General features: G+C 63.6%; 24 protein-coding genes and 1 pseudogene. 12 read left to right on the forward strand and 13 right to left on the reverse strand.

Annotation, left to right across the window (positions count from 1 at the left end):
• From MESS2_RS13915 to MESS2_RS13945, 7 genes and pseudogenes are all read right to left on the reverse strand, one after another.
• Window positions 1-218, reverse strand: a pseudogene (locus MESS2_RS13915) (small ribosomal subunit Rsm22 family protein); the annotation flags it as partial.
• Window positions 218-541, reverse strand: a complete 324-nt coding sequence (locus MESS2_RS13920) for a YnfA family protein (protein WP_008874970.1) — start codon at window positions 539-541, stop codon at window positions 218-220. The gene MESS2_RS13920 and the pseudogene MESS2_RS13915, both read right to left, overlap by 1 nt.
• An 80-nt stretch (window positions 542-621) precedes the next feature.
• Window positions 622-1,911, reverse strand: a complete 1,290-nt coding sequence (locus tag MESS2_RS13925) for a cyclopropane fatty acid synthase (protein ID WP_008874971.1) — start codon at window positions 1,909-1,911, stop codon at window positions 622-624.
• 268 nt (window positions 1,912-2,179) lie between these two features.
• Window positions 2,180-2,764, reverse strand: coding sequence for a 50S ribosomal protein L9 (rplI, locus tag MESS2_RS13930; RefSeq protein WP_008874972.1), 585 nt, complete (start codon window positions 2,762-2,764; stop codon window positions 2,180-2,182).
• A gap of 204 nt (window positions 2,765-2,968) precedes the next feature.
• Window positions 2,969-3,217, reverse strand: a complete 249-nt coding sequence (gene rpsR / locus MESS2_RS13935; protein ID WP_006203718.1) for a 30S ribosomal protein S18 — start codon at window positions 3,215-3,217, stop codon at window positions 2,969-2,971.
• A complete protein-coding gene (gene rpsF / locus MESS2_RS13940) occupies window positions 3,217-3,699 on the reverse strand; it encodes a 30S ribosomal protein S6 (protein WP_008874973.1) in 483 nt (160 codons plus the stop codon). Before rpsF ends, rpsR begins: the two co-directional genes overlap by 1 nt.
• 422 nt (window positions 3,700-4,121) lie before the next feature.
• On the reverse strand, window positions 4,122-6,047 hold the full coding sequence (locus tag MESS2_RS13945) for an LTA synthase family protein (RefSeq protein ID WP_008874975.1): 1,926 nt from the start codon (window positions 6,045-6,047) through the stop codon (window positions 4,122-4,124).
• A gap of 265 nt (window positions 6,048-6,312) precedes the next feature.
• Between MESS2_RS13945 and fabD the strand changes: the two genes are divergently transcribed.
• The 7 genes from fabD (at window position 6,313) to gmk (ending at window position 12,859) form a co-directional block, all read left to right on the forward strand.
• A complete protein-coding gene (gene fabD / locus MESS2_RS13950) occupies window positions 6,313-7,254 on the forward strand; it encodes an ACP S-malonyltransferase (RefSeq protein WP_008874976.1) in 942 nt (313 codons plus the stop codon).
• A 59-nt stretch (window positions 7,255-7,313) separates the two neighbouring features.
• Window positions 7,314-8,051: a 3-oxoacyl-[acyl-carrier-protein] reductase gene (gene fabG / locus MESS2_RS13955; protein WP_008874977.1), complete on the forward strand. Its 738-nt coding sequence runs from the start codon at window positions 7,314-7,316 to the stop codon at window positions 8,049-8,051.
• Window positions 8,052-8,235: 184 nt separating this feature from the next.
• On the forward strand, window positions 8,236-8,472 hold the full coding sequence (locus tag MESS2_RS13960; protein ID WP_006203723.1) for an acyl carrier protein: 237 nt from the start codon (window positions 8,236-8,238) through the stop codon (window positions 8,470-8,472).
• A 34-nt stretch (window positions 8,473-8,506) separates the two neighbouring features.
• Window positions 8,507-9,769, forward strand: a complete 1,263-nt coding sequence (gene fabF / locus MESS2_RS13965) for a beta-ketoacyl-ACP synthase II (RefSeq protein ID WP_008874978.1) — start codon at window positions 8,507-8,509, stop codon at window positions 9,767-9,769.
• Window positions 9,770-9,872: 103 nt separating this feature from the next.
• A complete protein-coding gene (mltG, locus tag MESS2_RS13970) occupies window positions 9,873-11,099 on the forward strand; it encodes an endolytic transglycosylase MltG (protein ID WP_008874980.1) in 1,227 nt (408 codons plus the stop codon).
• Window positions 11,100-11,272: 173 nt separating this feature from the next.
• Window positions 11,273-12,163 carry a YicC/YloC family endoribonuclease gene (locus tag MESS2_RS13975; RefSeq protein ID WP_008874981.1) on the forward strand — a complete coding sequence of 297 codons (891 nt, stop codon included), beginning with the start codon at window positions 11,273-11,275 and terminating at the stop codon, window positions 12,161-12,163.
• A 3-nt stretch (window positions 12,164-12,166) separates the two neighbouring features.
• Complete coding sequence (gene gmk / locus MESS2_RS13980; protein ID WP_008874982.1) at window positions 12,167-12,859, forward strand: guanylate kinase; 693 nt, start codon at window positions 12,167-12,169, stop codon at window positions 12,857-12,859.
• Window positions 12,860-12,916: 57 nt separating this feature from the next.
• Here gmk and rsmA read toward each other — a convergent pair whose 3' ends face one another.
• The 6 genes from rsmA to lptF all read right to left on the reverse strand — a co-directional run bounded on the left by rsmA (window position 12,917) and on the right by lptF (window position 20,659).
• Entirely contained in the window at window positions 12,917-13,750 is an 834-nt protein-coding gene (rsmA, locus tag MESS2_RS13985) for a 16S rRNA (adenine(1518)-N(6)/adenine(1519)-N(6))-dimethyltransferase RsmA (RefSeq protein ID WP_008874983.1), read from the reverse strand.
• Between the two features lie 24 nt (window positions 13,751-13,774).
• Window positions 13,775-14,803, reverse strand: coding sequence for a 4-hydroxythreonine-4-phosphate dehydrogenase PdxA (pdxA, locus tag MESS2_RS13990; protein WP_008874984.1), 1,029 nt, complete (start codon window positions 14,801-14,803; stop codon window positions 13,775-13,777).
• A 13-nt stretch (window positions 14,804-14,816) separates the two neighbouring features.
• A complete protein-coding gene (locus MESS2_RS13995; protein WP_008874985.1) occupies window positions 14,817-15,749 on the reverse strand; it encodes a peptidylprolyl isomerase in 933 nt (310 codons plus the stop codon).
• A gap of 208 nt (window positions 15,750-15,957) precedes the next feature.
• Window positions 15,958-18,375 carry an LPS-assembly protein LptD gene (locus tag MESS2_RS14000; RefSeq protein ID WP_040593052.1) on the reverse strand — a complete coding sequence of 806 codons (2,418 nt, stop codon included), beginning with the start codon at window positions 18,373-18,375 and terminating at the stop codon, window positions 15,958-15,960.
• On the reverse strand, window positions 18,375-19,460 hold the full coding sequence (lptG, locus tag MESS2_RS14005; protein ID WP_209436103.1) for an LPS export ABC transporter permease LptG: 1,086 nt from the start codon (window positions 19,458-19,460) through the stop codon (window positions 18,375-18,377). Before lptG ends, MESS2_RS14000 begins: the two co-directional genes overlap by 1 nt.
• Window positions 19,457-20,659 (reverse strand): LPS export ABC transporter permease LptF, encoded by a 1,203-nt coding sequence (gene lptF / locus MESS2_RS14010; protein WP_008874988.1) that lies wholly within the window; start codon window positions 20,657-20,659, stop codon window positions 19,457-19,459. The genes lptG and lptF overlap by 4 nt, the downstream gene beginning before the upstream one ends.
• A 342-nt stretch (window positions 20,660-21,001) precedes the next feature.
• On the opposite strand from lptF, the gene MESS2_RS14015 reads away from it, so the two are divergent.
• The 5 genes from MESS2_RS14015 to MESS2_RS14035 all read left to right on the forward strand — a co-directional run bounded on the left by MESS2_RS14015 (window position 21,002) and on the right by MESS2_RS14035 (window position 25,981).
• A complete protein-coding gene (locus MESS2_RS14015) occupies window positions 21,002-22,171 on the forward strand; it encodes a flavin-containing monooxygenase (RefSeq protein ID WP_040593054.1) in 1,170 nt (389 codons plus the stop codon).
• Between the two features lie 195 nt (window positions 22,172-22,366).
• Window positions 22,367-23,878 carry a leucyl aminopeptidase gene (locus tag MESS2_RS14020; RefSeq protein WP_008874990.1) on the forward strand — a complete coding sequence of 504 codons (1,512 nt, stop codon included), beginning with the start codon at window positions 22,367-22,369 and terminating at the stop codon, window positions 23,876-23,878.
• A 19-nt stretch (window positions 23,879-23,897) separates the two neighbouring features.
• A complete protein-coding gene (locus MESS2_RS14025) occupies window positions 23,898-24,347 on the forward strand; it encodes a DNA polymerase III subunit chi (RefSeq protein ID WP_008874991.1) in 450 nt (149 codons plus the stop codon).
• A gap of 40 nt (window positions 24,348-24,387) precedes the next feature.
• Window positions 24,388-25,011, forward strand: a complete 624-nt coding sequence (locus tag MESS2_RS14030) for a hypothetical protein (RefSeq protein WP_008874992.1) — start codon at window positions 24,388-24,390, stop codon at window positions 25,009-25,011.
• Window positions 25,012-25,120: 109 nt separating this feature from the next.
• Entirely contained in the window at window positions 25,121-25,981 is an 861-nt protein-coding gene (locus MESS2_RS14035) for a 23S rRNA (adenine(2030)-N(6))-methyltransferase RlmJ (RefSeq protein ID WP_008874993.1), read from the forward strand.
• The last annotated feature ends 31 nt before the right edge of the window (window positions 25,982-26,012 follow it).

Here is a 26,012-nt window from a genome sequence, read left to right on the forward strand (position 1 = left end):
AGGGCATCCAGGCTGGCGCGGACGGCGGCGTAGGTCGCCGGTAGCCGCGTCGCCAGATAGGCCTTCACCGCCATCTCCTCGGCCATGTGCAGGCGGCCGTCGCGCAGTTCGGCGCGGTAGCGGTCCGACAGCGTCCTTGCCGCCTGCTTGAGCACAGGCAGTGGCACCTTTTCGAGGAGGCGCTCGACGCCTTGCCGAAGTGGTCCAGGCAGCTCCATCACGCCCCCCGAGGCGCAAGCAGGATAACCGAGGCGCCGATGATACAGAGCGCCGCCCCGGCAAGGTCCCAGCGGTCGGGGCGCACGCCTTCCACCAGCCACAGCCAGCCCAGCGATGCTGTGATGTAGATGCCGCCAAAGGCGGCATAGGCGCGGCCGGCGGCCGACGTGTCGACCAGCGCCAAAAGGAAGCCGAACAAGGCGAGGCAGACGAGGCCCGGCGCCAGCCACAGCGGCGACTTTTCCAACCGCCACCACGCCCAGAACGAAAAGGAGCCGGCGATCTCGGCAAGCGCTGCGGCGACATAGAGGAGGTAGGTCATGAAAAAGGTCTCGCGGTGGCGAGACCTTTTTCAGCGTGCAGGCCTGCAATGGCAAGCGGCAATGGCGCAATCGCCGGGGTCTATTCCGGATCCGCAACCTTGCGGCGGCGGGCGGGCCTGGCGGCAGGGGCTTTTTGGCGATGCCCCATATCGTGCATCTCCAGCGCCTTCTCGCATTTGGCCATGTAGTCGCGCGTCATCGGCAGCGTGTCGTTCTTCTTGGCGATCTGGATCTGGAAGATCACCAGATCCTGCCAGCGGAAGGCGGCTTCGGAGGCTGCCAGGTAGAACTCCCACATGCGGCAGAAACGCTCGTCATAGATCGCCTTGGCCTTGTCGCGGTTGGCGGCGAAGCGCTGGCCCCAGTGCTTGAGCGTATCGGCATAGTGCAGCCGCAGCATCTCGATGTCGGTGACCACCAGCCCCGACTTCTCGATCGCCGGCATGACTTCGGACAGCGAGGGGATGTAGCCGCCCGGGAAGACGTATTTGCGGATGAAGGCGCTGGTTGCCCAGGGCACGCCGGAGCGGCCGATCGTGTGCAGCAGCATGACGCCATCAGGCTTCAAAAGCGTCGCGGATTTTTCGAAGAAGGTGCGGAAGTGGTTGACGCCGACATGCTCGAACATGCCGACCGAGACGATACGGTCGAAACGCTCGTTGAGCTCGCGATAGTCCTTCAGTTCGAAATGCACCCGGTTTTCCAGGCCTTGCGCATGGGCGCGATCGGTGGCGACGCCATGCTGCTCGCTCGACAGGGTGACGCCCTGCACATCGACATCGAAGGATTTCGCCAGATAGAGGCCGAGCCCGCCCCAGCCGGAGCCGATGTCGAGCACCGTCTGGCCGGCCTTCAGCCTGAGCTTGGCGGCGATGTGGCGCTTCTTGGCGGCCTGCGCCTCGTCGAGCGTCATGTCCGGTTGCTCGAAATAAGCGCAGGAATACTGCATGTCCTCGTCGAGGAAGAGCCGGTAGAGGTCGCCCGACAGATCGTAGTGGCGCTGCACGTTGCGGCGCGCGCGCGACGCCGTGTTGATCTGCTGCAGGCGGCGGAAGGCGTGGCGCAGGCCCTCGATCGCCTTCGACCAGGTGGCGTCGATGCCGCCGCTGCCCATGTTCTGAAAGGCGATGCGCATCAGCCCCAGAACGCCCCCTTCAAGGATGTCGAGTTCGCCGTCCATATAGGCTTCCGGCACTGCCAGCATCGGATCGAAGGTGATGGCACGCTCGGCGTGCCTGGTCTTGATGTGCATATGCACCGGGTCGCCGGTGCCATCGCCGAAAACGACAGTCGCGCCCTTCGGCCCGGTGACCTTGAGATTGCCGGTGCGCACCAGGCGGTCAAGTACGCGCTTCAACAGAATATTCATGACCAAACGTCCCCTCTCGGTCAGACAGGCTGTTCGCGCATGAAATCGCCACCGATTTCGGCAAGGAGCATGCGCCCTAGTCGACGTGCCACACATTCGTTGCGCTTCCAAAGGACGCGCAACGCTGTAGTCTGCAACAATATATATGGGTTCGAAAAGTTCCTTTTGGCACAAAAAAGCCCGGGCGAGAGGCCCGGGCATTGGTCCAGAAAGGGCTGGAAGCCGACGAAGTTGATTTAGGCGCCGCTCCGACGCTCATAATGCGCGATCAGGCGTTGTCTTCCTCGCCTTCGAACTCGACATTCGGGTCGAAGAAATTCTCCGGCCGCGCATTGTCGTTGATGTCTTCGCCATAGATGGCTTCGGCGGTGGTCAGCGTCTCGCCCTTGGCCTGGCGCTCGGCCTCGTCGGCCGTGCGGGCGATGTTGAGCGTGACGGTGACCTCGACTTCCGGATGCAGCGCGATCGCCACATTGGTGAGGCCGATGGTCTTGATCGGCTGGTTAAGCAGGATCTGGTTGCGGTTGACCGAAAAGCCTTCCGCCGTCAACAGCTCGGCGATGTCACGGGTCGACACCGAGCCGTAGAGCTGGCCGGTCTCGCCGGCCGAACGCACGGCGATGAAGCTCTTGCCGTCGAGCTTTTCGGCAACCTGGGTGGCTTCCGACTTGCGCTCGAGGTTGCGGGCTTCAAGCTGGGCGCGCTGTCCCTCGAATTTCTTCTTGTTGGCTTCGTTGGCGCGCAGCGCCTTGCCCTGCGGCAACAGGAAATTGCGGGCAAACCCGTCCTTGACCTTGACGGTGTCGCCCATCTGGCCGAGGCGGGAAACGCGTTCGAGAAGAATGACTTCCATGGTTTTGTTCCTTTAAGGCTGGGCGCATGCGCCGAATTCTTTGGAACAGGTCAGGAAGCTTGAGCGCCTTGGCGCTGGTGTCGCTGTCCTGCCTGTCGGCAGTTAGGATTTCTTTCGAAATCCAACTCGGGATTTGATGTTCGGTCCGGCTGTGCCCGTCACGGCCGGGGGAAAAAAAGCGGGCGGCGAACCGCCCGCTGATTTTTAGCGAACCACGTAGGGCAGCAGGCCGAGGAAGCGGGCGCGCTTGATCGCCTTGGCGAGCTCGCGCTGCTTCTTCTGGCTGACGGCGGTGATGCGCGACGGCACGATCTTGCCGCGCTCGGAAATGTAGCGCTGCAGCAGACGCACGTCCTTGTAGTCGATCTTGGGCGCGTTGGCGCCCGAGAACGGGCAGGTCTTGCGGCGGCGGTGGAACGGACGCCGGGTCGGGATCTGATTGATGTCGACCATTATTCTGCACCCCCTTCAAAGCTGCGTGGCGGACGGTCACCGCGGTCGCGGTCGCCGAAGCTACGCGGCGGACGATCGCCACGGTCGCCGCGATCGCGGTCGCCGAACGAGCGCGGGCCACGGTCGCGGTCGCCGAAGCCGCCGCGCTCCGAGCGCTCTTCGCGCTTCTGCATCATCGCCGACGGGCCTTCCTCATGCGCATCGACCTTGATGGTGAGGAAACGCAACACGTCCTCGGAAAGGCCCATCTGGCGCTCCATCTCGTTGAGCGCGGCAGGCGGGCAAGTGATGTCCATCAGCGTGTAATAGGCCTTCCGGTTCTTGTTGACCCGGTAGGTGAGGGACTTCAGTCCCCAGTTCTCGACCCGGCCGACGGACCCGCCATTGGCGGAGATGACGCCCTTGTACTGTTCGACAAGCGCATCGACCTGCTGCTGCGAGAGGTCCTGCCGGGCAAGAAACACATGTTCGTAGAGAGCCATATAGTTCTTTGCCTTTCTTCGTTTCTCTTCCGGTTCCCGGCGGCAAAAGCCTCTGCAACTTCTCTGACCCGCCGATCCCTGGAGGGGGCGGGGAAGAAAGGAGCATCACGAGACGGTCGAGAGCGGAGACACGGGAGGCGGAAACGCTTCTGGCTTCACACGAAGATCTTCGAAAGAACCTCCGGCCCTCCGTTCAGCCCCCAGCAAGGACCGGCAGATTGCGGGCGTCTATACAGCAATCCGGCCGGAAGGCAAGGGTAAGCGGAAAATCTGTCGTAAGCAGATGAGTTGTCCGGATTAGGTAGCACGTGAGTTGTCCGGTTTTATTGCCAGCGAATGGAGGCTGGGGATGAGACGGACAACTTGATTAGCTTCCGACAGGGCAAGCGGAAAATCCGGCCGTTGCACGGACGATATGTCGCTCAGCTTGTGTGCGGGCCGAACTTGTCCACCGTTTCGGGGAAGAAGTCGGGCGCTGCGCGGCGTTTGCCGAACATCATGTCGTACTGCAGCAGGCGGAAATTGTTGATGGCCGGGTCGATGTTCTTCTGCCGTGCCCAGTCGGGGACGGCTTCGCCCGTCGGCGTCAGCAACAGATTGCGGTCGACGACGCGGTAGCGCTCTCGCATTTGGCCAAGGAAGCCGGTGTAGTAGGGATGGCTGATCCCGGCCGTGGTCAGGATATGGTAGGGCAGGAAGGCCGGGCTCACCGCGCCCATATCCTCGGCCGGACCGGTGCGGTTCGACCAGACGATCAGCGGCGTCTGGTGATCCCGCAGCATCTGGTCGGCCGGCGCCTTGCGCGGCGCGACATTGTCCTTGAGGAAGCCGGTTTCGACATAGACCGGGCCAAGCGGCGGCAGGTGGTCGCCGAAGAAGGCGATGACCGTCGGTCGGTCGCGTTTCTTGGCCCATTCGATGAGGCGTTCAAGGCCACGATCCGCATCCGAAGAGCCTTCTGTGTAGCTCAACAGCGATTCACGCGCCCACTGGCTGATCGGCGCCTGCACCTTGTGGGTTGGATTGTAGTAGCGATAGGGCTCGTAGGGCCCGTGGTTCTGCAGGCTGACGGCGAAGAAGAAGACAGGATCGGCGCTGGCGTCGGCCTCGCGGATGATCTCGTCGGTCATCGACGCGTCCGATGCCAGCGGCCCGCGCTTTTGCATCGGCGGCAGCGTCTCCTCGGACTTGAAGTCGTTGAAGCCGAAGTCGGCGTAGACCGCGCCGCGGTTCCAGAACCAGTTGGTGCCGGGATGGATGGCGCGTGCCCGGTAGCCTTCGCTTTTCAGGAAGGTCGCCAGCGAGGGCGTCGGTGCGCGCACATATTGCTGGTAGGGAATGCTGCCTGCCGGCAGGAAGGCATTCGAAAAGCCGGTCAGTGCCTCGAACTCGATATTGGCCGTCATGCCGCCGAATTCCGGCGAGAACATGTAGCCCGAGCGCAGCGCCCGCACATTGGGGATCGGGTCGGGCGTGATGGTGACGCCTGGCAGCTTGGTCGGATCCCAGAAGGATTCGCTCATGACGACGATGATATCGGGCTTCTCGGCCGGCATGGTGGCCGTCACATCGGGCCTGTCGATCGCCGCGATCGCCTTGTCGGAATAGCCTGCCGGCGCCGAGACCTGCGCCATCGGCACATTGAGCGCGAAGGCGAGCGCGAAGCCGTTGGAGGCGTAGTTTTCCTTCTGGTCCCACATGATCGGGATGATCTGCAGCCGGTCACGGGTCCACGAGAAGGTGGCGTAGTCCATGATCGAAACGAAGAAGGCGAGCAGCGGTACCGTCAGCGCCAGCCGGGCAAGGCGGCCCTTGCGGCTGAGCACCGGCACCCGCCGGCGCCATAGCCGCCAGCCATAGACAAGCAGCGACAGGGCGCCGATGATGCCGGCCGCCATGGCGATGGCGGTTCCCGGGCGGTCGCGCACCAGGAGCGGCATCAGCGCCACGATCTGGCGGGAATAGAGGAAATCAGCCGGATAGAGCGGGTCGCCGAGATAATGCGACTTCTGACGGCCGACAAAGGCCAGTGCCAGCGTCAATGGCGCGACGATCATCAGGCTCTGGTGGCTGCGGCCGAGCACGGCGTCGAGCCCGACCAGAGCCAGCGCGAAGATGATGATGGTGGTCCAGCCCGGCTTGAAGGGCTGCAGAAAGAAGGAGACGGTGCCGGCGAAATCGCCGCGCACGATCAATTCGATCGCAAACACCAGGATTGCGGCGGCGAGCAGGCTGGCGAGGCTATAGCGGATAACGGGCCCTTTCCGCCCCGGCAGATAGCCGGTGGACGGATCGCCTTCCAGAAACTGTGGCGCAGCCTTGCCTGCACCTTTCCTAATCCTTGCCACCTTGATCTTTCCCCGGCCCGTAACATTAGCTTCACTGAATTGTCATCGTATTGTCACGAAAAGCTAGCGCCTGTGGCGAAAATAAGAAGAGCCAGCAAACGAATCGTGAGCGATTTTCATCATGAGTGATCGCCAAAAAGCCTTTTGGAACAGGCGCTCGGCCGCCTCCGGCGTGCCGAAACCGGCGCGGACCGGCCCATCGTGGACTTGACTTGGCCGGCCGCCTTGGTCACAGGCAGGGAAAACCAGCCTCTGGGAGCCGCATATGGCCGTCGCATTCACCTTTCCGGGACAAGGCAGCCAGGCTGTCGGCATGGGCAAGGATCTCGCCGATACCTTTCCAGAAGCGCGGAAAGTCTTCGAAGAGGTCGACGCCGCGCTCGGTGAGAAGCTGTCGAAGCTGATCTGGGAGGGGCCGGAAGAGACGCTGACGCTGACCGCCAATGCTCAGCCGGCGCTGATGGCGGTTTCGCTTGCCGCGATCCGGGCGCTGGAATCGCGCGGCTTCTCGCTGAAGGACAAGGTCGCCTATGTCGCCGGCCACTCGCTTGGCGAATATTCGGCACTTGCCGCCGCCGGTTTCGTTTCGGTCGCCGATGCCGCCCGGCTGCTGCGCATCCGCGGCAACGCCATGCAGGCGGCGGTGCCGGCCGGCGAGGGCGCCATGGCGGCGATCATCGGGTTGGAACAGGCCGACGTCGAAGACGCCTGCGCGGAGGCATCCCAGGGTTCGACCTGCCAGATCGCCAACGACAATGGCGGCGGCCAGTTGGTGATTTCCGGCGCAAGGGCCGCAGTCGAGCTGGCAGCAAAACTGTGCACGGAAAAGGGCGCCAAGCGGGCATTGATGCTGCAGGTCTCGGCGCCTTTCCATTCGGCGCTGATGAAGCCGGCGGCCGAGATCATGCGCGAGGCGCTGGCCGGCGTCACCAAGCACGCGCCGGTCGTGCCCGTGGTCTCCAACGTTTCGGTCACCCCGACCAACGATCCGGACGAGATCGCGCGGCGCCTGGTCGAGCAGGTGACCGGACGCGTACGCTGGCGCGAAACAGTGGAATGGTTCGGTGCCAACGGCGTTACAACGCTCTATGAAATAGGCGCCGGCAAGGTGCTATCGGGACTGGCGCGGCGCATCAACCGCGACATCGCCACCGGCGCCATCGGCACGGCCGCCGATGTCGAGGTGGCATTGGCGGCACTGGCATAATCCACTGGCGATTTGAACGCACCCATGTGAAGGGTGTTCTCTGAGATCAGGAGACAAAAATGTTCGAACTGACTGGCCGCAAGGCGCTCGTCACCGGCGCATCTGGAGGCATCGGCGAGGCGATCGCAAGGGTGCTGCATGCGCAAGGCGCCATCGTCGGCCTGCATGGCACGCGTGTCGAGAAATTGGAGGCGCTGGCCGCCGAACTCGGCGACCGGGTCAAGCTGTTTCCGGCCAATCTTGCCAACCGCGACGAGGTCAAGGCGCTCGGCCAGAAGGCAGAGGCCGATCTCGAAGGCGTCGACATTCTCGTCAACAATGCCGGCATCACCAAGGACGGGCTGTTCGTGCGCATGGCGGACGCCGACTGGGACAGCGTGATCGAGGTCAACCTGACCTCCGTGTTCCGGCTGACCCGCGAGCTCACCCATCCGATGATGCGCCGCCGGCACGGCCGCATCATCAACATCACCTCGGTCGTCGGCGTCACCGGCAATCCCGGCCAGACCAATTACTGCGCCTCCAAGGCCGGCATGATCGGTTTTTCCAAGTCGCTGGCGCAGGAGATCGCCACCCGCAACATCACCGTCAATTGCGTCGCCCCGGGCTTCATCGAATCGGCGATGACCGACAAGCTCAACGACAAGCAGAAAGAGGCGATCATGGCGGCGATCCCGACAAGGCGCATGGGCACCACCACCGAAGTGGCTTCCGCCGTCGCCTACCTCGCTTCCAACGAGGCGGCCTACGTCACCGGCCAGACCATTCATGTTAACGGCGGCATGGCGATGATTTAACAGTTGCGGGAAAACCCCCCATTTCGGCTTGGAACCAGACCTATTTTCGTGTAATGCGGCCCGCAACCCGGCGGTTCGGGCAAAAACCGACCCGGTGGCGTTGCCGCCGGGACCATCTTTCAGCTTGATTAGCGGCATTCCGCCCGCTAACGAAGACAGACAAACAAAAGACGAGGATGCCCAAATGAGTGACACCGCAGAGCGCGTCAAGAAGATCGTCATCGAACACCTTGGCGTCGATGCTGACAAGGTGACGGAGCAGGCGAGCTTCATCGATGATCTGGGCGCGGACAGCCTCGACACGGTCGAACTCGTCATGGCGTTCGAAGAAGAGTTCGGCGTCGAGATTCCCGACGATGCGGCCGAGACCATCCTGACCGTCGGCGACGCCGTGAAATACATCGACAAGGCTTCGGCCTGAAGCTTTCCGCAGGCATCACCGGGGAGGACCTGCGATGAGGCGTGTCGTCGTCACGGGCCTTGGGCTGCTTTCGCCGTTCGGCATGGGCTTCGAGCATAGCTGGAAGGAACTCCTGACCGGCCGCAGCGCCGCCAAGCGCATCACCGAGTTCGAAGTGGAGGATCTTGCCTGCAAGATCGCCCACGTCATTCCGCGCGGCAACGGCGAGGCCGCCACCTTCAATCCCGAGGCCGTTCTCGAGCCGAAGGAACTGCGCAAGATCGGCGACTTCATCCTCTACGGGATCGCGGCCGCCGACGAAGCGCTGAAGGACTCTGGCTGGACACCGAAGACGCATGAGCAACAGTGCGCCACCGGCGTGCTGATCGGTTCCGGCATCGGCGGCATAGAAGGCATCGCCGAGAACGCGATGATCCTGAAGGAGCGTGGTCCGCGCCGCATCAGCCCTTTCTTCATCCCCGGCCAGATCATCAATCTCGTCTCTGGCCAGGTCTCGATCCGGCATGGTTTGAAAGGCCCCAACCATGCCGTCGTCACCGCTTGCTCCACCGGCGCCCACGCCATCGGCGATGCCGCCCGGCTGATCATGTGGGGCGACGCCGACGTCATGGTCGCGGGCGGCGCCGAAGCGCCGGTAACGCGACTGTCGATCGCCGGTTTCGCCGCTTGCCGGGCGCTGTCCACCGAGCGCAACGACGCCCCGCAAACGGCCTCGCGCCCTTATGATCGCGACCGTGACGGCTTCGTCATGGGCGAGGGCGCCGGTGTCGTCGTGCTGGAGGCCCTCGAACATGCCAAGGCGCGCGGCGCCAGGATCTATGCCGAGGTCACCGGTTACGGCCTGACCGGCGATGCCTATCACATCACAGCACCCGCCGAAGACGGCGACGGCGCCTTCCGCTGCATGACGGCGGCACTGAACCGGGCCAAGCTGACGCCCGCCGATGTCGACTACATCAACGCGCACGGCACTTCGACCATGGCCGATACGATCGAACTCGGCGCCGTCGAGCGGTTGGTCGGCAACGCCGCGTCGAAAATATCGATGTCGTCGACCAAGTCGTCGATCGGCCATCTTCTGGGAGCGGCGGGCGCCGCCGAGGCGATCTTTTCGATCCTCGCTATCCGCGACAACATCGCGCCGGCCACTATCAACCTCGACAATCCCGAGCGCGAAACGGCGATCGACCTGGTGCCGAACCAACCGCGTGCCCGCCAGATCGACGTGGCGCTGTCCAATTCCTTCGGCTTCGGCGGCACCAACGCCTCACTTGTCTTCCAGCGTTACAATGGCTGACCGGTTCCGCCGACCGGCACGGCCCATGCGTGTCGTCAATTTTGCCATATTCGCCCCTACTCTGCCGCAGGGGATTCGTTGCAAGATCAAACGGTAGGGCGCTATGAACACAAATCCGGCGGACAACGGAGAATTCGGGCAACGGCAGATGCCGCCCGGCCCGATCGTGCCGAAGACGGCCAGCGAGGCCTTGCGGCCTGAAGCCGGCACGCCGCCGCCAAAGCGCTCGCGCGCCTCGCGCAGCCAGTTCGTCGTATTCATGAACTTCGTCATCACCTCGATAATGCTGGTGGTTCTGGCAGCCGGTGTTGTCCTGTATTTCGGCAAGCAGGAATTCAATGAGCCCGGTCCGTCGGCCAATGGCGACACGTTCCCGGTCAAGCCGAATTCCGGCGTTCAGGATATCGCCGACCAGCTCGAGCGGCGCGGCTTGATCAGCGATGCCCGCATCTTCCGCCTTGGCGTGCGCGCCTACGGTAACGATTCGGCGCTCAAGGCCGGCGAATACGAGATCAAGCCGCGCGCTTCCATGCACGACATCATGGAGTTGCTGAAGAGCGGCAAGTCGGTGATGTATTCGCTGACCATCCCGGAGGGACTGACGGTCGAGCAGGCGCTGCAGCGCATAGCCGACCAGGGCGGGCTTGCCGGCGATATGCCGGCAACCATCCCGCTCGAGGGCAGCCTCGCCACGGACACGCTGCGCTTCACGCGCGGCGCGACACGCCAGCAGATGGTCGACAAATTGCTGGCTGACCAGAAGAAGCTGGTCGACGATGTCTGGCAGCGGCGTGCCCCCGACCTGCCTCTGGCCAATGTCGAAGACTTCGTCATCCTGGCCTCGATCGTCGAGAAGGAGACGGGCAAGGGCGATGAACGCTCGCGGGTCGCCGCCGTCTTCCTCAACCGGCTGGCCAAAGGCATGCGGCTGCAGTCGGACCCGACCATCATCTATGGTCTGTTTGGCGGCAAGGGCAAACCCGCCGATCGCCCGATCTACCAGTCGGACATCAAGAAGCCGACGCCCTACAACACCTATCTGATCAATGGCCTGCCGCCGACGCCGATCGCCAATCCCGGCCGCGCCTCGTTGGAGGCCGTGGCCAATCCGTCGAAAACCGCAGACCTTTACTTCGTCGCCGACGGCACCGGCGGCCACGTCTTTGCCGCGACGCTTGCCGAGCACAATGAAAACGTCGCTCGCTACCGGGCACTGCAGAAGAAGCAGGCCGAGGACGCCGCCAAGCCCGATGACGCCAAGGTGGACGGTCAAACCGATGCCCCGGTGGAAGGCGGCGACGCCGATGGCGATGCGGGCGCCGCCCAGTAGGATTGAAATCGTCCCTTGCGGATTCTGCAAGGGACGCGTCGATATGTTGATATTTTGACAAGAGCGTCCTCAGGTCCGATTCGACGTGCGGGGAACGCTCCGGCATTATAAAGCCGCGCACGGCCCGGTCCGAAGACCGCGTCCGGGGTCATGCGCCAGGGGGGACACGCGGCATGAATTTGCAAAGCATGACCGGTTTTGCGCGTGCCGTCGCCGAACACGACGGCACGTCGATCGCCTGGGAGGTCAAATCCGTCAACGGCAAGAGCGTCGAGGTCAGGCTGCGGCTGCCGCAGGGCTTCGAGCGGCTGGAGCCGGCCGTCAGGCAGACGGTACAGAAGCGCTTTGCGCGTGGTAACTTCCAGGCAACGCTGACCATTGGCCGCGCCGCCGGCCAGCAGGTGCAGCCGATTGTCAACGAAGCCTTCCTGAAAGACCTGGCGGGGCTGGCCAGACGGCTGCAGGAGCAGTTCGGCGTGGCGCCCGCGACAGCCGACGGGCTGCTTTCGCTGCGCGGCGTGCTCGACATCCCCGAAACCACCGAGAGCGAAGAGGCACGAGCCGCGCTCGACGCCGCAATAGTGTCGGCGCTGGAAATCGCGCTGAGCGGGCTGGAGCAGGCGCGCCAGGGCGAGGGCGCCGCACTCCGTTCGCTGCTGTCCGGCCATATCGACGCGATCGAGGCGCTGACGCTCAGAGCCGAGGCCGATCCTTCGCGCGAGCCGGCGGCAATCCGCGAAAGGATTGCCGAGCAGGTGCGATTGCTGCTGGACGCCTCCGCCAATCTCGACGCCAGCCGCTTGCACATGGAAGCGGCGTTCCTGGCCACCAAGGCCGACATCCGTGAGGAGATCGACCGGCTGAAGACGCATGTGGCATCGGGCCGGGTGCTTCTGGCCGGCGGCGGCGCCATCGGCCGCAAGCTCGATTTTCTGGCGCAGGAATTCAACCGCGAATCGAATACGCTGTGTTCGAAGTCGAATGCCGCCGCGGTGACCGCCATCGGGCTGGAACTGAAGGCGGTCGTCGACCAGTTTCGCGAACAGGTTCAGAATCTGGAGTGACCCATGGTTGCCAAGGAGCCCTTGATTGCCAAGGACCCCACGATTGCAAGGGATTTGGGTTCCCGCATCCGCCGCCGGGGGCTGATGCTGGTGCTGTCGTCGCCATCCGGCGCCGGCAAGTCGACGATCGCGCGGAATCTGCTGGAAAGCGACGGCAGCCTCGAACTGTCGGTCTCCGTCACCACGCGGCCGCGCCGCGGCAGCGAGATCGAGGGCGTCCACTATCATTTCCGCACCATGCGCGAATTCGAACGGCTGCGCGATTCCGACGCGCTGCTCGAATGGGCCGAAGTGCATGGCAATTGCTACGCGACACCGCGCGAGCCGGCGGAACTGGCGCTGGCGCAAGGGCGCGACATGCTGTTCGACATCGACTGGCAGGGTGCCCAGCAGCTCAAGGAGAAGATGCGCGCCGACATCGTCTCGATTTTCATCCTGCCCCCGTCGATGAAGGAATTGAAGGCGCGTCTGAAGCGCCGCGCCGAGGACCAGGAACAGGTGATCGAGACGCGGCTGAAGAACGCCCGCAACGAGATCGAACACTGGAAGGAATATGATTTCGTCATCGTCAACGACGATCTCGACCGCGCCTTCGCCGAGGTCCGCGGCATCGTCACCGCCGAGCGGCTGAGGCGCGATCGCCGGCCAGGCCTGTTCGATTTCGTCTCAGGGCTGTTGGACGAGAAGACAGATTAGTGCGGTGGAGCGCCAATCTCCCTACGAGGGGCTACGAGGGGGGAGATCGGCAGCTTCTCAAACCGCATTCGTCAACCGCACGAATTCTTCGACGCTCAAGGTTTCGGCCCGCCGTGTCGGATCGATGCCGGCGCGGGTGAGCAGGGCTTCGCCGCCGAGGCTTTTCACGCTCTGCCGCAGCATCTTTCTGCGCTGGCCGAACGCTGCTTCGGTGACGCGGCCGAGCTTTTTCACTTCAGCCGGAAGCGGGCTGGCGCGCGGCGCCAGATGCACCACCGAGGACGTCACCTTGGGCGGTGGCGTAAACGCCTGCGGCGGCACGTCGAAGGCGATTCTTGCGTCCGTCCGCCAGCCGGCCAGCACGCCGAGCCGGCCATAGGCATCGCTGCCGGGGCGGGCGACGATGCGCTCGGCCACCTCGCGCTGGAACATCAGTGTCATCGACGTATAGAAGGGCGGCCACTCGGTGACCGTCAGCCAGCGGATCAAGAGTTCGGTGCCGATATTGTAGGGCAGATTGGCGACGATCTTCACAGGACCGCCGCTCGCCGCGCCGGCAAGGGCGGCGAAATCCGTCTTCAGCGCATCGCCTGCAACGACCTCAAGCCGACCGGGATAATGGTTGGAGACTTCGGCCAGCGCTTCCAGGCAACGCTCGTCGCGCTCGATGGCGATCACCCGTCGCGCGCCGCTGAAGAGCAGCGCCCTGGTCAGCCCGCCGGGGCCGGGGCCGACCTCGATCACCGTTGCCTCGGTCAGGTCGCCGGCGGCGCGCGCGATCTTGCCGGTCAGGTTGAGGTCGAGCAGGAAATTCTGGCCGAGCGCCTTCTTCGCTTGTAGCCCATGGCTCTCGATCACCGCGCGCAGCGGCGGCAGCCCATCCATGCTCATGCGGCCACTCTCATGCTAACGCGCTCATGCGGCCGCGGCCTTCGTTCCGCTATCGGCCAGCCGGCGGGCGAGTCTCAGCGCTGCAATCAGGCTGTCGGCCCGGGCGATGCCCTTGCCGGCGATGTCGAAGGCGGTGCCGTGGTCTGGTGACGTGCGGATGAAGGGCAGGCCGAGCGTCACGTTGACCGCTTCGTCGAAAGCCAGCGCCTTGGCGGGGATCAGCGCCTGGTCGTGATACATGCAGATTGCCACGTCGTAGCCGGCCCGCGCACGCTCATGGAACATCGTATCGGCCGGCAGCGGCCCGAAAGCGTCGATGCCTTCCGCCCTCAGTCTGTCGATTGCCGGGCGGATGATATGCTCGTCCTCTGCGCCCATCGCGCCGCCTTCGCCGGCATGCGGATTGAGGCCGGCAATGGCAAGCCGCGGCCTGGCGATGCCGAAGCGATGTTCGAGATCGGTGGCGGTGATGCGGGCGGTCGCCACGATCAGGTCGCTCGTCAGCGCCTTCGGCACCTCGGATAGCGCGATGTGGATGGTGACCGGGACCGTGCGCAACTCTGGGCCGGCCAGCAGCATCACCGGCATCGCGTCCGCGCCGGTATGGAGCGATGCCAGATGCGCCAGATATTCGGTATGGCCGGGAAAACGGAAGCCGGCATCGTAGAGCGGCTTCTTGGCAATCGGGCACGTCACCACCGCGGCGGCGCGGCCGCCAAGGCAGTCGGCAACGGCGCGGTCGATGGCCTCGATGGTGCCGGCGGCGTTGGCTGGATCCGGCCGGCCGGGACTGTCGATCGAGCGGGCAGTAAGTGGCACGATCGGCAGGGCCTGCGAAAAGATCCGCTGCGCTTGCTCCGGCGTGGTTTCCGCAATCGCCACGCTGGCGCCGAGCCGGCGCCCCCGTGCTTCAATCAGTGCCGGATCGGCGAGGAGATAAAAGGGCGCCACGCCGGCGCTGTCACGCGCCTGCCAGGCGGCGATGGCGATCTCCGGCCCCACGCCGGACGGATCGCCGACGCTCAACGCCAGCGGAAGCTTTGCATCCGGCACGGCTATGCCGACTTCAGCGCTCGACGATGCGGGCTTTCTTCCGCAACTCCTCGACATACTTCTTGGAGAGTTCGTCGGCGTTCTTGTCGTTCGAGCCTTCGCTCTGGAACACCATCTGGGCGGCCTTGTCGTCCGACACTTCGCGCGACGAGCAGATGCCGATGAACTCGACGCCACGGTCCGTCTCGCGCGTTGCGGTGGCGCCGCCAACCTTGGTGGCCTTGATCTGCTCGGCCCAATCCGGCGGCAATTGCGGCGCCAGTATCCGGCCGAGATCGCGAACGGTGACGTCGATCAGGCCCTTGGCGAATTCGCGCGTGGTGTTGCAGCCATTGAAGCGGGCGCGCATGGCGTCGGCCTCGCGTTTGCGCTTGGCCAGCGTCGCGCTGCGCTCGGCCGCCGGCACGACGAAGATGACTTGCTGCAGCATGTATTCCATGGCGGTCGGCTTGGCGCCGCCTTTGTCGAGCATGCGCCTGACCGCGTCCTGCTCGCTCACGGAGCCGCCTTCGCCGGAGCGGTAGCGCGCGCTAAGCGCCTGGTTCCAGGCCATCTGGGCGCGGATGAATTCCTTGAAATGCTCCTTGCCGACGCCGGACTGCGCCATGACGCCATCGAGCTGCTTGAGCTGCATCTTGTTGGTCGTGGCAAAGCGCTGGTAGGCGGCTTCGACCTGGGCGTCGCTGATGCGGATGCCGAGACGCCTGGCTTCGGCGACGCGCAGCGTCTGGTCGATCATTTCGTCGGCGGCGCTGCCCTTTTTGCGCTGCAGTTTCAGGAACGCGGCCCGGTGCGCGATGTCGCCGGTGGTGATCGGTACGTTGTTGACGACATATTTGATCTCGCTGGCGAAAGCCGGCGACGCTGTTGCGGTGATCGAGACAGAGGCCGCCGCCACCAGCAGCGCCAACCCTGCCGAAAAGAGGTAATTCCTCATCGAAAGCATCCCAATTCTATCCCGGTTTGGCCCATTCTATTCTAATCAAGGGAGCCGAAACCCGTGCCTACCCTATGCGGCGAAACGATGTCGTCAGCGCATGACCCCGAAAATCGGAGTCGATTTCGGAAAGACCATGCGCCAAATCAAAATCCTACAGCGTCCCTTGCGCGCCCGAAACGACGCCCGGCCTCCGTGCCGCTCGTCCAGTCGCTTGCTACTGGATGGTGTCGATGGAGCTTTGCGACGAGCCGAAATCGCCGAGCGTGCGGAACGAAAGGTTGAAGCCGATGTTCTGCGACACCTCCTTGGTGTCCAGGTCCCGGGTCTCCGAAAACGTCATCAAATAGGTGAAGCACGAGTCATTGTAGGCAAAGCCGATTCCGTCCTTGACCAGGACACTTTGCTGCAGATCGTAGGTGCCGGTGCCGAAGACGCGCCAGTTCTCGGCAAGACGCGTCGACGCGCCGAGCGTGACTTCGTGGCGATCGGTGTCGAAGCCGTAGAGCGGCTGCGCCTGGATGAAGGCATATTTGGCGCTGAGCGACACCGGCAGGCCGCTATAGGCGGCCTTCACTTCGGCCCGGCGGATCTCGAAGGTCTGCTCGTCCAAACGGCCGCTGACCGAGCCGGAGAAGCCGCTGGGGCTGTTGAAGCCGACGAGGCCGACATAGTCGGAGGTCGAGGTCTCAAGGCCGGAATAGGCGCCGACATTGACCAGATCCGGCGCGGCGAAGGAGTTCTGGCCACCAAGCTGGTAGGACTGGCCGAACAGCGCGTTGGTGCTCCAGCCATTGTCGTAGGCGCCGGAATAGCGCAGTCCGACATTGGCGCGGCCACCACCTTCCATGCGGTCGTAACCGGAGAACTTGTCGCGCTCGAACAATGTCGTGGCGTCGAAGACGAAACTCTGGGCGTCTTCGTTGGGGACCGCGAGGCCGCCGACATATTGCTCGTTCGGACGCATAAAGAGTTGCGCCATCGGCTCGAAGACGTGGCTCGAACTGGGCATCGAGAACAGCACCGGCCAGCGCATTTCAAGTCCTGCGGTCGCCATATAGCGGGCGAGCGAGGAACCCAAATCGTCGCTGACGCCGAGATTCGTCGCCATCTGGTTGACCGCGGCGAGCGAGCTTGAGGAGGCATTGAGATAGCTGGCATCGCCGCGCAGCGCCACGAGCGGCGTCAAAAGCAGTCCGCCATCGGTGGTGAAGGTGCGCTTCCATTCGGCCTCGGCGGTGATGCGGCCGGATTGCCCCTCGATACCGCGGACGTTGTTGACTGAACTGGAGTCCGCCGAGTCGGCCAGAGCCGTATCCAGCCTGTCGCGGCTGATGGCCCGCGCATTGACATTGAACGACAACTGTCCGCCGGCCACGGCCATGTCGGGTATGTAGGCGTAGTCGAGCGAGGGCAGCACCCAGGGCTGCTTGGCGGCGCGTGCGGTCGGATCGCTGGCGAGTGTGTTTTCCTGGACCTCGAAGCGCATGGCGCGCACGTCGAAATAGTTGCGGCCATTGAGGCCGGTCAGGTAGATCGAGGACTGGTGGACGCTCTCGTTGAAGTCCTGGATGGCATAGGTGCGCGAGAAGTTCTTGTCGGTCTGCAACAACACGTCCCAGCCGAAGTCCCAGCGCGGATTGATGGCGAACTGACCCTTGGTGCCCATCATGCCGCGGAACTTGTTGGGATCGCCGGCAGCGCCCGAATCGACATTGTTCCCGTGGCTGTCGATGAATTCGTCGGGATCTTCCTGTCGGATACCGGCGATCTTCAGGCTGTACTGGCCGTTGTTGAAGCGCTGGCGCCACTCGGCCTCGCCGAGGAAGCCCTGCTTGGTATAGCCGCTGCCGGTGACGGTGAGGTCATAGGTCGGCGAGAGCGCGAAATAATAGGGGACCTTGATACCGATGCCGAGGTCGCTGCTGTAGGCAATGCCGGGGATCAGGAAGCCGCTCTTGCGCTTGACGGTCGGGTCGGCGATCTCGAAGGCCGGCAGATAGGCCAGCGGAAAGCCGAAGAATTCGAAATTCGAATTCTCGAAGCGAACCGTCTTCTTCTCGCCGTTCCAGATGATCTTCCTGGCCTTGATACGCCAGGTCGGCGCCTTGTCGGGCTTGTCCTCGCAAGGCTCGCAGGCCGTATAGACGCCATTGTGGAACGTCGTCAGCACCCCGCCCATGCGTTCGGCGCTTTCGGCGGCGAAATATGCCTTGTCGATGGTCTCGACACGCAGCGCATTGACGAAACCGTCCGCGAAATCGTCGGTGATGTCGACATGCTGCGAAAAAATCTTGGTGCCGTCGCTGTTGACGACCGCGACATTGCCGCTGGCGACCAGGCGCTTGGTGTTGCGGTTGTATTCGACCCGCTGGGCGACGAGGCGATTGCCGCCATAGTCGATCTGGACGCCGCCGACGGCCGTTACCGTGTTGTTGTCATTGTCATAGACCAGCGTATCGGCGGCCAGCAGCATTTGCGAGCCAGCGGGTACGCTCGCTGCCATGTCGCCGATTTCCTGGGCGGAAACCGGGACATTGAGGGGGACACAGGCGAACAGGCATGCCAAGGCGCTCGCCCCATAGAGGCGTGCCAGACGGGCCTGCCTATGGCTGCGCAAAACCGCCTCCCTCACTAGCCGTCTTCCTTGTACAGCAGGAACGTCACCCCGAAGAACATAGCCACGACAACCGGAACCCATGCAGCCACGGCTGTGGGTACGAATCCCGCTACGCCGAATGCCTTGACCAGCACCGATACGACATAAAGCAGAAACCCGGCCAAGACGCCACCCAGAATCATCGTCGCCGATTGTCCCATCCTCGCAAATCGCATTGAAACTGTTGCCGCAATCAGCGTCATGGCGACGAGCAGGAACGGCAGCGCTACCAGCGAATCGAACTGCATGGCAAAGGCATTTGCCTTGAGGCCGAAGGAGCGGGCAACTTCGATCTTGCCGGGCAGATCGTAGAAAGGGATGGTTTCTGGGCGCGCCAGCCGCTCTTGCACGAATTCGGGCTTGAGGTTGGTCGCGACCCGGTCGCTTTCCAGCGATTCGATATTGCCGTCGCGAAAGACCTTGACGTCCCGCAACTCCCAATAGCCATCCCGCAAAAAGGCGTGCGCGGCGTCCTTGCGTTCGATGATGTCGCCCTGCGGGCTGAGGACGAAGAAGACGGCGTCGGCCATCTCGAGGCCCTGGTTGAGGATCGAGCGCGCGCCGATGATTGTGTCGCCCGCGCTGGTTTTCTGCCGGATCCAGGGTGCGGCGTCGGCCGACACGGCGTTCGACTTGCCGGAACGGAGCTGGGTTTCGATCTGCTCGGACCAGGAAAAGGCATGCGCGGCGATCGGGTTGATAACGCCGACCGACAGCACGCCGAACAGCAGCGCCCCGATGCAGCACGGCAACAGGAACTGCCATGCCGAAACGCCGGCCGAACGCGCAATCACCAGCTCATATTTGCGATTGAGCGAGACCAGCGTCGCCATCGCCGAGAACAGGCCGACGAACGGCACCGTCTGCAGCATGATCATCGGCATTCTCAATCCCGAAATCGCAAGCGCCGTCCCGTAGGTGAAGCCCGGCAGGCCGGTCGTGCGGCCGGAAAGCTCGGTGAAATCGATCAGGAACACCAGCGCCAGCAGGCCGATGAAGAACCAGACGGTAATCGTCACGTAGCGGAAGAAGAAGTACCTGCCCAGTGTCCAGCCCATCAGCCAACCTCCTGGCCGGAAGTGCCGCGCCTGGCAAAGCGGAGCTTGACTGAGTTCCAGCCGTCAGTGAAGCGGCTGGCGAGATTCGTCATCCAGTCGGCCCAGGCGACCGGCAGTTCCATTGTCCGGTTGGAGACGATGAACCATATTGAGACCGCGGATGCGACGATCGGAACGCCGTAGACCATATAGGCGTATTGCGGAACCTTGTCGGCCTTCCCCGCGGCAAAGAAACCAAGCCAGCGTACGAAAAGCGCTATCGCGATGGCCGTGATCAGCGGATGGACGCGCGCCTCGCGATGCGAGCGAGCGTCTCCCGCGACGGCAAGTGCGATCAGCGCGAAAACGAGCGAATAAGACCATTCGGAAAAGCGCTGATTGAGCTCGGCCAGATATCTGTTCGGCCTTTGCTGGTACATCTTGTCGTTCGGACTGGGATTGAGCAGGTACTGGGTCGTCCGGTCCTTCGGGAGAAGCAATATGTCCGAGGAAGCCGACATGAAGGCGGACAGATCGAAGGCATAGGAGGTGAAGCGGATGACCGACAGGTCGCCGGTCAGCGTTTCGCGATGGATGACGCCGTCATTCATCATCAACACCTTCTCGTCGCCGCGTTCGACGATGCTGCCGGTCTTGGCGTAGTAGATGAGGTTGACGCCTTCCTCGCGTGAATCCGCCACGAAGATGCCGCCGAGGCGGTTGTCCGGAAGCCGTTCGCCAATCTGCAGGAACAGGCCATCGTCGATCTTGCGGAAGGTACCTTCCTGGATGATCAGCGACAACAGGTCGGCACGCGAGGACGCCACCAGCTCGCGGTTTTTCTGGCGGGCATAGGGGTCGACACCGTTGTCGACGGCGAATGAAAAGACGCTGGCTGCCAGCGCCAGAAGCATGATCGGCCTGACGATGGTCCAGCGCGAGGCGCCGGCGGCGTTGATCACCGCCAGTTCCGAATCGGTGTTCATGACGCTGAGCGTCTGGGCGACCGCCACCACCAGGGCGAACGGCACGACGATCGGAACGATCGATGGAATGATCAGCGCCGCGACTTCGAAGAAGGTCAACGCCGACTGGCCGCTGTCGGTAACGAGATCGATACGGGCGAGCACCTGCGTCGTCCACACGATCGCCAGCGTCCAGATGAGCGCTGCCAGGAAGACCGCCAACGCGCGACGCATGATGTAGCGTTCAACGACCTTCATGCAGGCTTTTCTCGATTTTGCCGAACGGCATCATGCCTCCGGACAAGGTAGTCATCCGGCGACGCCCGCACAACTGGCTCCATTGGACGGTTCCATCAAGCGGCTCGATCCGGCTCCCGTCCGGCGGGTCGGAGTGTCGGCGGCAAATGGATAAGAAAGGACCAACATCGATGGTTAACAAGAGGTTGCGGCAGGAGAGCGGGGCCGTGCCGCGGCGAATCGCCCATCGATTCCATGCGCCATATGGGGTGTGATTCCGGCAAAGTCTTGCCAAATGAGGGAAAACGACCAAATGTCGCGCCGGCTACGGTTGCGGCCGCCGCGACTGTGACAGGTGCAAGTATGGACGTTAGAGAATTGCGCGGTCAAACCGGACAGGTATCGGTCTCTCACGGAGCGATCGTGATCGGCGCCGGCGCTGCAGGGCTGGCCGCCGCCCATGCGCTGATCGAGGCCGGCGTGCCGACGGTTATCCTGGAAAAGGAAAGCCGGCTTGCCGAACCCTGGCATCGGCGGCACGAACGGCTGCACCTCAACACGCATCGCGACCTCTCGGTACTGCCTGGCGCCGGTTACCCCGCAGGCACCCCCGCTTTCCCCCACAGAACCGCCGTCATCCGCCATCTGAACGATTTCAGCCAGGCGCACAATCTGCCGGTGGAGTTCGGCGTGGCTGTCGAGGAGATCGCATTCAAAGGCGACCATTGGATTGTGCAGACCAATGCCAGGCCCCGGCTGGCGCGCCATGTCGTCGTCGCCACCGGGCGCGACCGGCAGCCTTTCATTCCCGATTGGAAGGGGGCAGGCGACTTTGCCGGCCGGATCGTCCATTCGGCGGATTTTGGCAAAGCCAAGCACTATGCCGGGAAGAAAGTGCTGGTCGTCGGCGCCGGCAATTCGGGCTTCGACGTACTCAATCATCTGGCGGGTATAGAGACCAGGAATATCTGGCTGTCGGCCCGCAATGGTCCCTCGATCCTGCCCAAGCGTATCGGCAAGATCGCCGTCCACAGGCTTTCGCCGTTCATGGCGCGTTTGCCGCTGCGGGTCGCCGATGTGGCGATGGCCGCAACGCAGCGTATCGTTTTCGGCGACCTGACGAAATTCGGCATGCCGAAAGCGCCCTTGGGAGGCGCGAGCCGCCTGACCTCGGACTACACGGCCATCGCCGCCGACGATGGTGCTGTCCGCGCCATCAAGGTCGGCAAGATCGTCGTCGTATCGGCAATACGGGAATTCACCCGTGACAGTGTGATCCTGGGTAATGGCAAGCTGATCGCCCCCGATATCGTCATCGCGGCGACCGGCTACCGCACCGGGCTCGAACGCATGGTCGGCAAGCTCGGTGTGCTGGACGGCAAGGGCGTGCCGCTTTTCAACGGCGGCGAGACCGACCCGAAACTGCCCGGCCTGTGGTTTACCGGCATGCGGCCAAGCATTCGCGGCTGTTTCGCCAATGCCGGCATTCAGGCCAAGGCGATCGCCCGGCAGATCGTCGGGCAGGGGCGATGATTTGCGACGCGCCGGGATCGCCGACGTGAGCGCCCGGAACTGTCATGAGGGATAGAGGGCAAAACCGGCAAAAAGGCGAACAAAATCAAGGTCTGAAAAAGAGGGTGGTTTTTTTGGTCGGAAAACGGGCAAATGTCGTGCATCTTCAAGGCGCTCCCCTGAAAACCCAACGCACTTCCCCGAAAGCAGGACATGATGACTTCGAGACCTTCGATCGCCTTCGCCAAATTCGCAGCACCCAAAAAGGGCAGCGTCTTCGTGCTGGTGGCCGACGATAGCAGCCTCGGCGAGGCGGCAAAGGCCTGCGATCCGGCAAAGACCTTGGCGCGGGCGTTTCCGGTGGCCGACTTTTCCGGCAAATTCGCCAGCCTGGTTGAAGTGCTGGCGCCGGAGGGGACGTCGCTCGACCGGCTGGTGGCGGTCGGCGCCGGCAAGGTCTCGGGGCTCGACGACCATGCCTGGCTGAAGCTTGGTGGCACCGTCGCCGCGTCCTTGCGCAAGGCGACCGAAGTGGCCGTCGTGCTCGATCTGCCGGGCGCGGTTGCCGGTGGCAGGCAAGCGGCGCAACTTGCCGCTGGTATCCTGCTGCGCAGCTATGCCTTCGATAAGTACAAGACGAAAAAGGACAATGGCGATGGCCAGCACGACGGCAAGAAGGCTGAACCCAAAAAGCCGGTCAAGGTGACCATCCACACCACCGATCCGGCGGCCGCGAAAAAGGCCTTTGCCGACGAGGTGGCGGTGATCGACGGCGTGCTCATGGCCCGCGATCTGGTCAACGAACCGGCCAACATGCTCGGCCCGGTGGAATTCGCCGCTCGCGTGAGCGAACTGGAAGCGCTCGGCATCAAGGTCGAGATCCTGGCCGAGAAGGAGATGAAGAAACTCGGCATGGGCTCGTTGCTCGGCGTCGCGCAAGGTTCGCCGCGCGGCGCCCGCATGGCCGTCATGCAGTGGAACGGCGGCAAGGCCAAGGACAGCCCGGTCGCTTTCATCGGCAAGGGCGTCACCTTCGACACCGGCGGCAATTCGATGAAGCCGGCCTCCGGTATGGAGGACATGAAGGGCGACATGGGTGGAGCGGCCGCCGTGACCGGGCTGATGCATGCGCTGGCTTCGCGCAAGGCCAAGGCCAATGTCGTCGGCGTCATCGGACTGGTGGAAAATGCCGTCGACGGCCATGCCCAGCGTCCCGGCGACATCGTCACCTCGATGTCCGGCCAGACCATCGAGGTGCTCAACACCGATGCCGAGGGCCGCCTCGTGCTGGCCGATGCGCTGTGGTACTGCAACGACCGTTTCCAGCCGAAATTCATGGTCAATCTGGCGACGCTGACCGGCGCCATCATGGTCGCGCTCGGCCAGCATTATGCCGGCCTGTTCTCCAACAATGACGAACTGGCGGACAGGCTGACCGGCGCCGGGCAGGCGACGCAGGAACGGCTGTGGCGCATGCCGCTCGGCACCGAATACGACAAGCTGATCGATTCCAAGAATGCCGACATGAAGAACATCGGCGGCCGCTATGGCGGCGCCATCATCGCGGCGCAGTTCCTGCAGCGCTTCGTCAAGGACACGCCCTGGGCGCATCTCGACATCGCCGGCACCGCAATGGGCGCGCCTTCCAGCGAGATCAACCAGTCATGGGGTTCCGGCTTCGGCGTCAGGCTGCTCGACCGGCTGGTGCGCGACAATTACGAGGGGTGAGGTCTCTGAAGGCGCAATCATGGCCGAAGTCCTGTTCTATCACCTGACCGAATCGACGCTGGAGGATGCGCTGCCCGGCCTGCTCGAGCGCAGCGTCGATCGCGGTTGGCGCGCGGTGGTGCAGACCGGCACCGAGGAGCGGCGCGATGCTCTGGACCAGCATCTGTGGACGTTCCGGGACGATTCGTTCCTGGCGCATGCGACGGATCGCGAAGCCTATCCCGCCGAGCAGCCGATCCTTCTGACCACGGGCCGGGAAAACCCGAACGAGGCTCAGATCCGCTTCCTCGTCGATGGCGCGCCGCCGCCCGAACTTGCCGGCTATGAACGCGCTGTGTTCCTGTTCGACGGCCACGACGCGGCCCAGGTCGAGGCTGCGCGCACGCACTGGAAGACGATGAAGGACGCCGGTCACACGGTGACCTACTGGCAGCAGACGCCGGACCGGCGTTGGGAACGCAAGGCATGACGTGCGCAGTCGCTCACGCCCATAGCTCATGGAATGAACAATGCGCTTTCTGTTGCTTCTGATCCTGCTCGCCGGCATTGGCATCGGCATCGCCTATCCCTGGGCGATGAGCAATTTCTCCGGCCGTGAGATCGGCGCCTGGCGGGTCTATGACCAGGGTCGGTTCAAGCCGGTGACGGTGCCGCTTGCCGAAAGCGACGCGCCGGTCAGGGTGCTGGTCGATCTCACCGCCAGGGCCGAGCGCATCGTCGCCTCACAACAGCGCACCGTGCTGACATTGACCGCCGCCACCGGCGGCCGGACCGTGCTTGCCTCGACGCTTGCGTTCAACCATTCCGAAAATCCGCGCCAGCCCAGCCCGCAATCGGCGGACAAGATCTTTCGCGACGAGGCTGGCGTGATCCAGACGGTCAGTCCCGGTCCTTACACTTTTACGGTCGGTCCCGGCGACGCCGAGGACATCCCCATGCGCGTCGTGGACCTCGTGCTGCGCGCCGGCGCCGGCGAGGTCGATCGACGGGCGCAGCCGGTCGGCTTCTCCTTGATGGCGGTCGGCCTGATCGGGCTGGTGCTGGCGTTTCGTTTTGGTGGCGGCGGCCGGCCGCAAAATCCGAACTCGCGGCCGCCACCGCCACGCTGGGGCCGCAACGGTTCGTCGAGCTAGAGCATGATCCCGAAAAGTGGAATCCGGTTTTCGGAAAAGATCATGCTCAAACAAAGAGATAGAGCCCCATCCCGATTCTATCGGGATGGAACAGGCTCTAGGTAGCGGCATGAATTACCGTCACGCCTATCATGCCGGAAACTTCGCCGATGTCGTCAAGCATGTCGTGCTGAGCCGGCTCGTCGAATATCTGAAGCAGAAGGACAAGGCGTTCCGCGTCATCGACACGCATGCCGGCATCGGCCGCTACGATTTGTCATCGACCGAAGCGCAGAAGACCGGCGAGTGGCAAGGGGGCATAGGCCGGCTGATCGATGCCCCGCTTGACGCCAAGGCGGCGGCGCTGCTGGCTCCTTATCTCGATGTGGTCCGCTCGCTCAATCCGGAGCGGGGGCCGGAGGGTGGGGTGAAAAAATATCCGGGCTCGCCGCTGATCGCCAGGCAGCTCATGCGCAAGCAGGACCGGCTGTCGGCGGTCGAACTGCACCAGGACGATGCGGCGAGGCTGAAAGCGCTGTTTGCCGGCGATTTCCAGACACGGGTGATCGAGCTCGACGGCTGGCTGGCGCTCGGCGCGCATCTGCCGCCCAAGGAAAAGCGCGGTCTCCTGCTCATCGATCCGCCCTTCGAGGAGCAGGGCGAGTTCGGCCGGCTCGTCGACGGGCTGCAAAAGGCGCACAAGCGCTGGCCTGGCGGCATCTATGCGCTGTGGTATCCGGTGAAGGACCGCAAGGCGGTGATCGCCTTCAGGAAGGCGCTCAAGCAATCGGGTATCCCGAGGCTGCTCGACATAGACTTCGAGATCAAACCCGCATCGGCCGAACCCAGCCTCGACGGCAGCGGCATGGTGGTGGTCAACCCGCCATTCACGCTGGAAGGCGAATTGCGCATTGTGCTGCCGGCGCTGCACCGGCTGCTGGTCGTCGAGAAGCCGGCGGACTGGAGGATGGAGTGGCTGGCAGGGGAGTAAAACGCTGGCAAGCGAAACCCTTTGTTCATCG

Origin of the sequence: Mesorhizobium metallidurans STM 2683 (assembly GCF_000350085.1) — a bacterium.
Lineage (GTDB): Bacteria > Pseudomonadota > Alphaproteobacteria > Rhizobiales > Rhizobiaceae > Mesorhizobium > Mesorhizobium metallidurans.

What these genes read in the sequence shown, in the direction of transcription:
- MESS2_RS13920 (WP_008874970.1), bottom strand. Translation starts at nt 541, where the DNA reads ATGACCTACCTCCTCTATGTCGCCGCAGCGCTTGCCGAGATCGCCGGC.
- MESS2_RS13925 (WP_008874971.1), bottom strand. Translation starts at nt 1,911, where the DNA reads ATGAATATTCTGTTGAAGCGCGTACTTGACCGCCTGGTGCGCACCGGC.
- rplI (WP_008874972.1), bottom strand. Translation starts at nt 2,764, where the DNA reads ATGGAAGTCATTCTTCTCGAACGCGTTTCCCGCCTCGGCCAGATGGGC.
- rpsR (WP_006203718.1), bottom strand. Translation starts at nt 3,217, where the DNA reads ATGGTCGACATCAATCAGATCCCGACCCGGCGTCCGTTCCACCGCCGC.
- rpsF (WP_008874973.1), bottom strand. Translation starts at nt 3,699, where the DNA reads ATGGCTCTCTACGAACATGTGTTTCTTGCCCGGCAGGACCTCTCGCAG.
- fabD (WP_008874976.1), top strand. Translation starts at nt 6,313, where the DNA reads ATGGCCGTCGCATTCACCTTTCCGGGACAAGGCAGCCAGGCTGTCGGC.
- fabG (WP_008874977.1), top strand. Translation starts at nt 7,314, where the DNA reads ATGTTCGAACTGACTGGCCGCAAGGCGCTCGTCACCGGCGCATCTGGA.
- MESS2_RS13960 (WP_006203723.1), top strand. Translation starts at nt 8,236, where the DNA reads ATGAGTGACACCGCAGAGCGCGTCAAGAAGATCGTCATCGAACACCTT.
- fabF (WP_008874978.1), top strand. Translation starts at nt 8,507, where the DNA reads ATGAGGCGTGTCGTCGTCACGGGCCTTGGGCTGCTTTCGCCGTTCGGC.
- mltG (WP_008874980.1), top strand. Translation starts at nt 9,873, where the DNA reads ATGAACACAAATCCGGCGGACAACGGAGAATTCGGGCAACGGCAGATG.
- MESS2_RS13975 (WP_008874981.1), top strand. Translation starts at nt 11,273, where the DNA reads ATGAATTTGCAAAGCATGACCGGTTTTGCGCGTGCCGTCGCCGAACAC.
- gmk (WP_008874982.1), top strand. Translation starts at nt 12,167, where the DNA reads ATGGTTGCCAAGGAGCCCTTGATTGCCAAGGACCCCACGATTGCAAGG.
- rsmA (WP_008874983.1), bottom strand. Translation starts at nt 13,750, where the DNA reads ATGAGCATGGATGGGCTGCCGCCGCTGCGCGCGGTGATCGAGAGCCAT.
- MESS2_RS13995 (WP_008874985.1), bottom strand. Translation starts at nt 15,749, where the DNA reads ATGCTTTCGATGAGGAATTACCTCTTTTCGGCAGGGTTGGCGCTGCTG.
- lptF (WP_008874988.1), bottom strand. Translation starts at nt 20,659, where the DNA reads ATGAAGGTCGTTGAACGCTACATCATGCGTCGCGCGTTGGCGGTCTTC.
- MESS2_RS14015 (WP_040593054.1), top strand. Translation starts at nt 21,002, where the DNA reads ATGGACGTTAGAGAATTGCGCGGTCAAACCGGACAGGTATCGGTCTCT.
- MESS2_RS14020 (WP_008874990.1), top strand. Translation starts at nt 22,367, where the DNA reads ATGACTTCGAGACCTTCGATCGCCTTCGCCAAATTCGCAGCACCCAAA.
- MESS2_RS14025 (WP_008874991.1), top strand. Translation starts at nt 23,898, where the DNA reads ATGGCCGAAGTCCTGTTCTATCACCTGACCGAATCGACGCTGGAGGAT.
- MESS2_RS14030 (WP_008874992.1), top strand. Translation starts at nt 24,388, where the DNA reads ATGCGCTTTCTGTTGCTTCTGATCCTGCTCGCCGGCATTGGCATCGGC.
- MESS2_RS14035 (WP_008874993.1), top strand. Translation starts at nt 25,121, where the DNA reads ATGAATTACCGTCACGCCTATCATGCCGGAAACTTCGCCGATGTCGTC.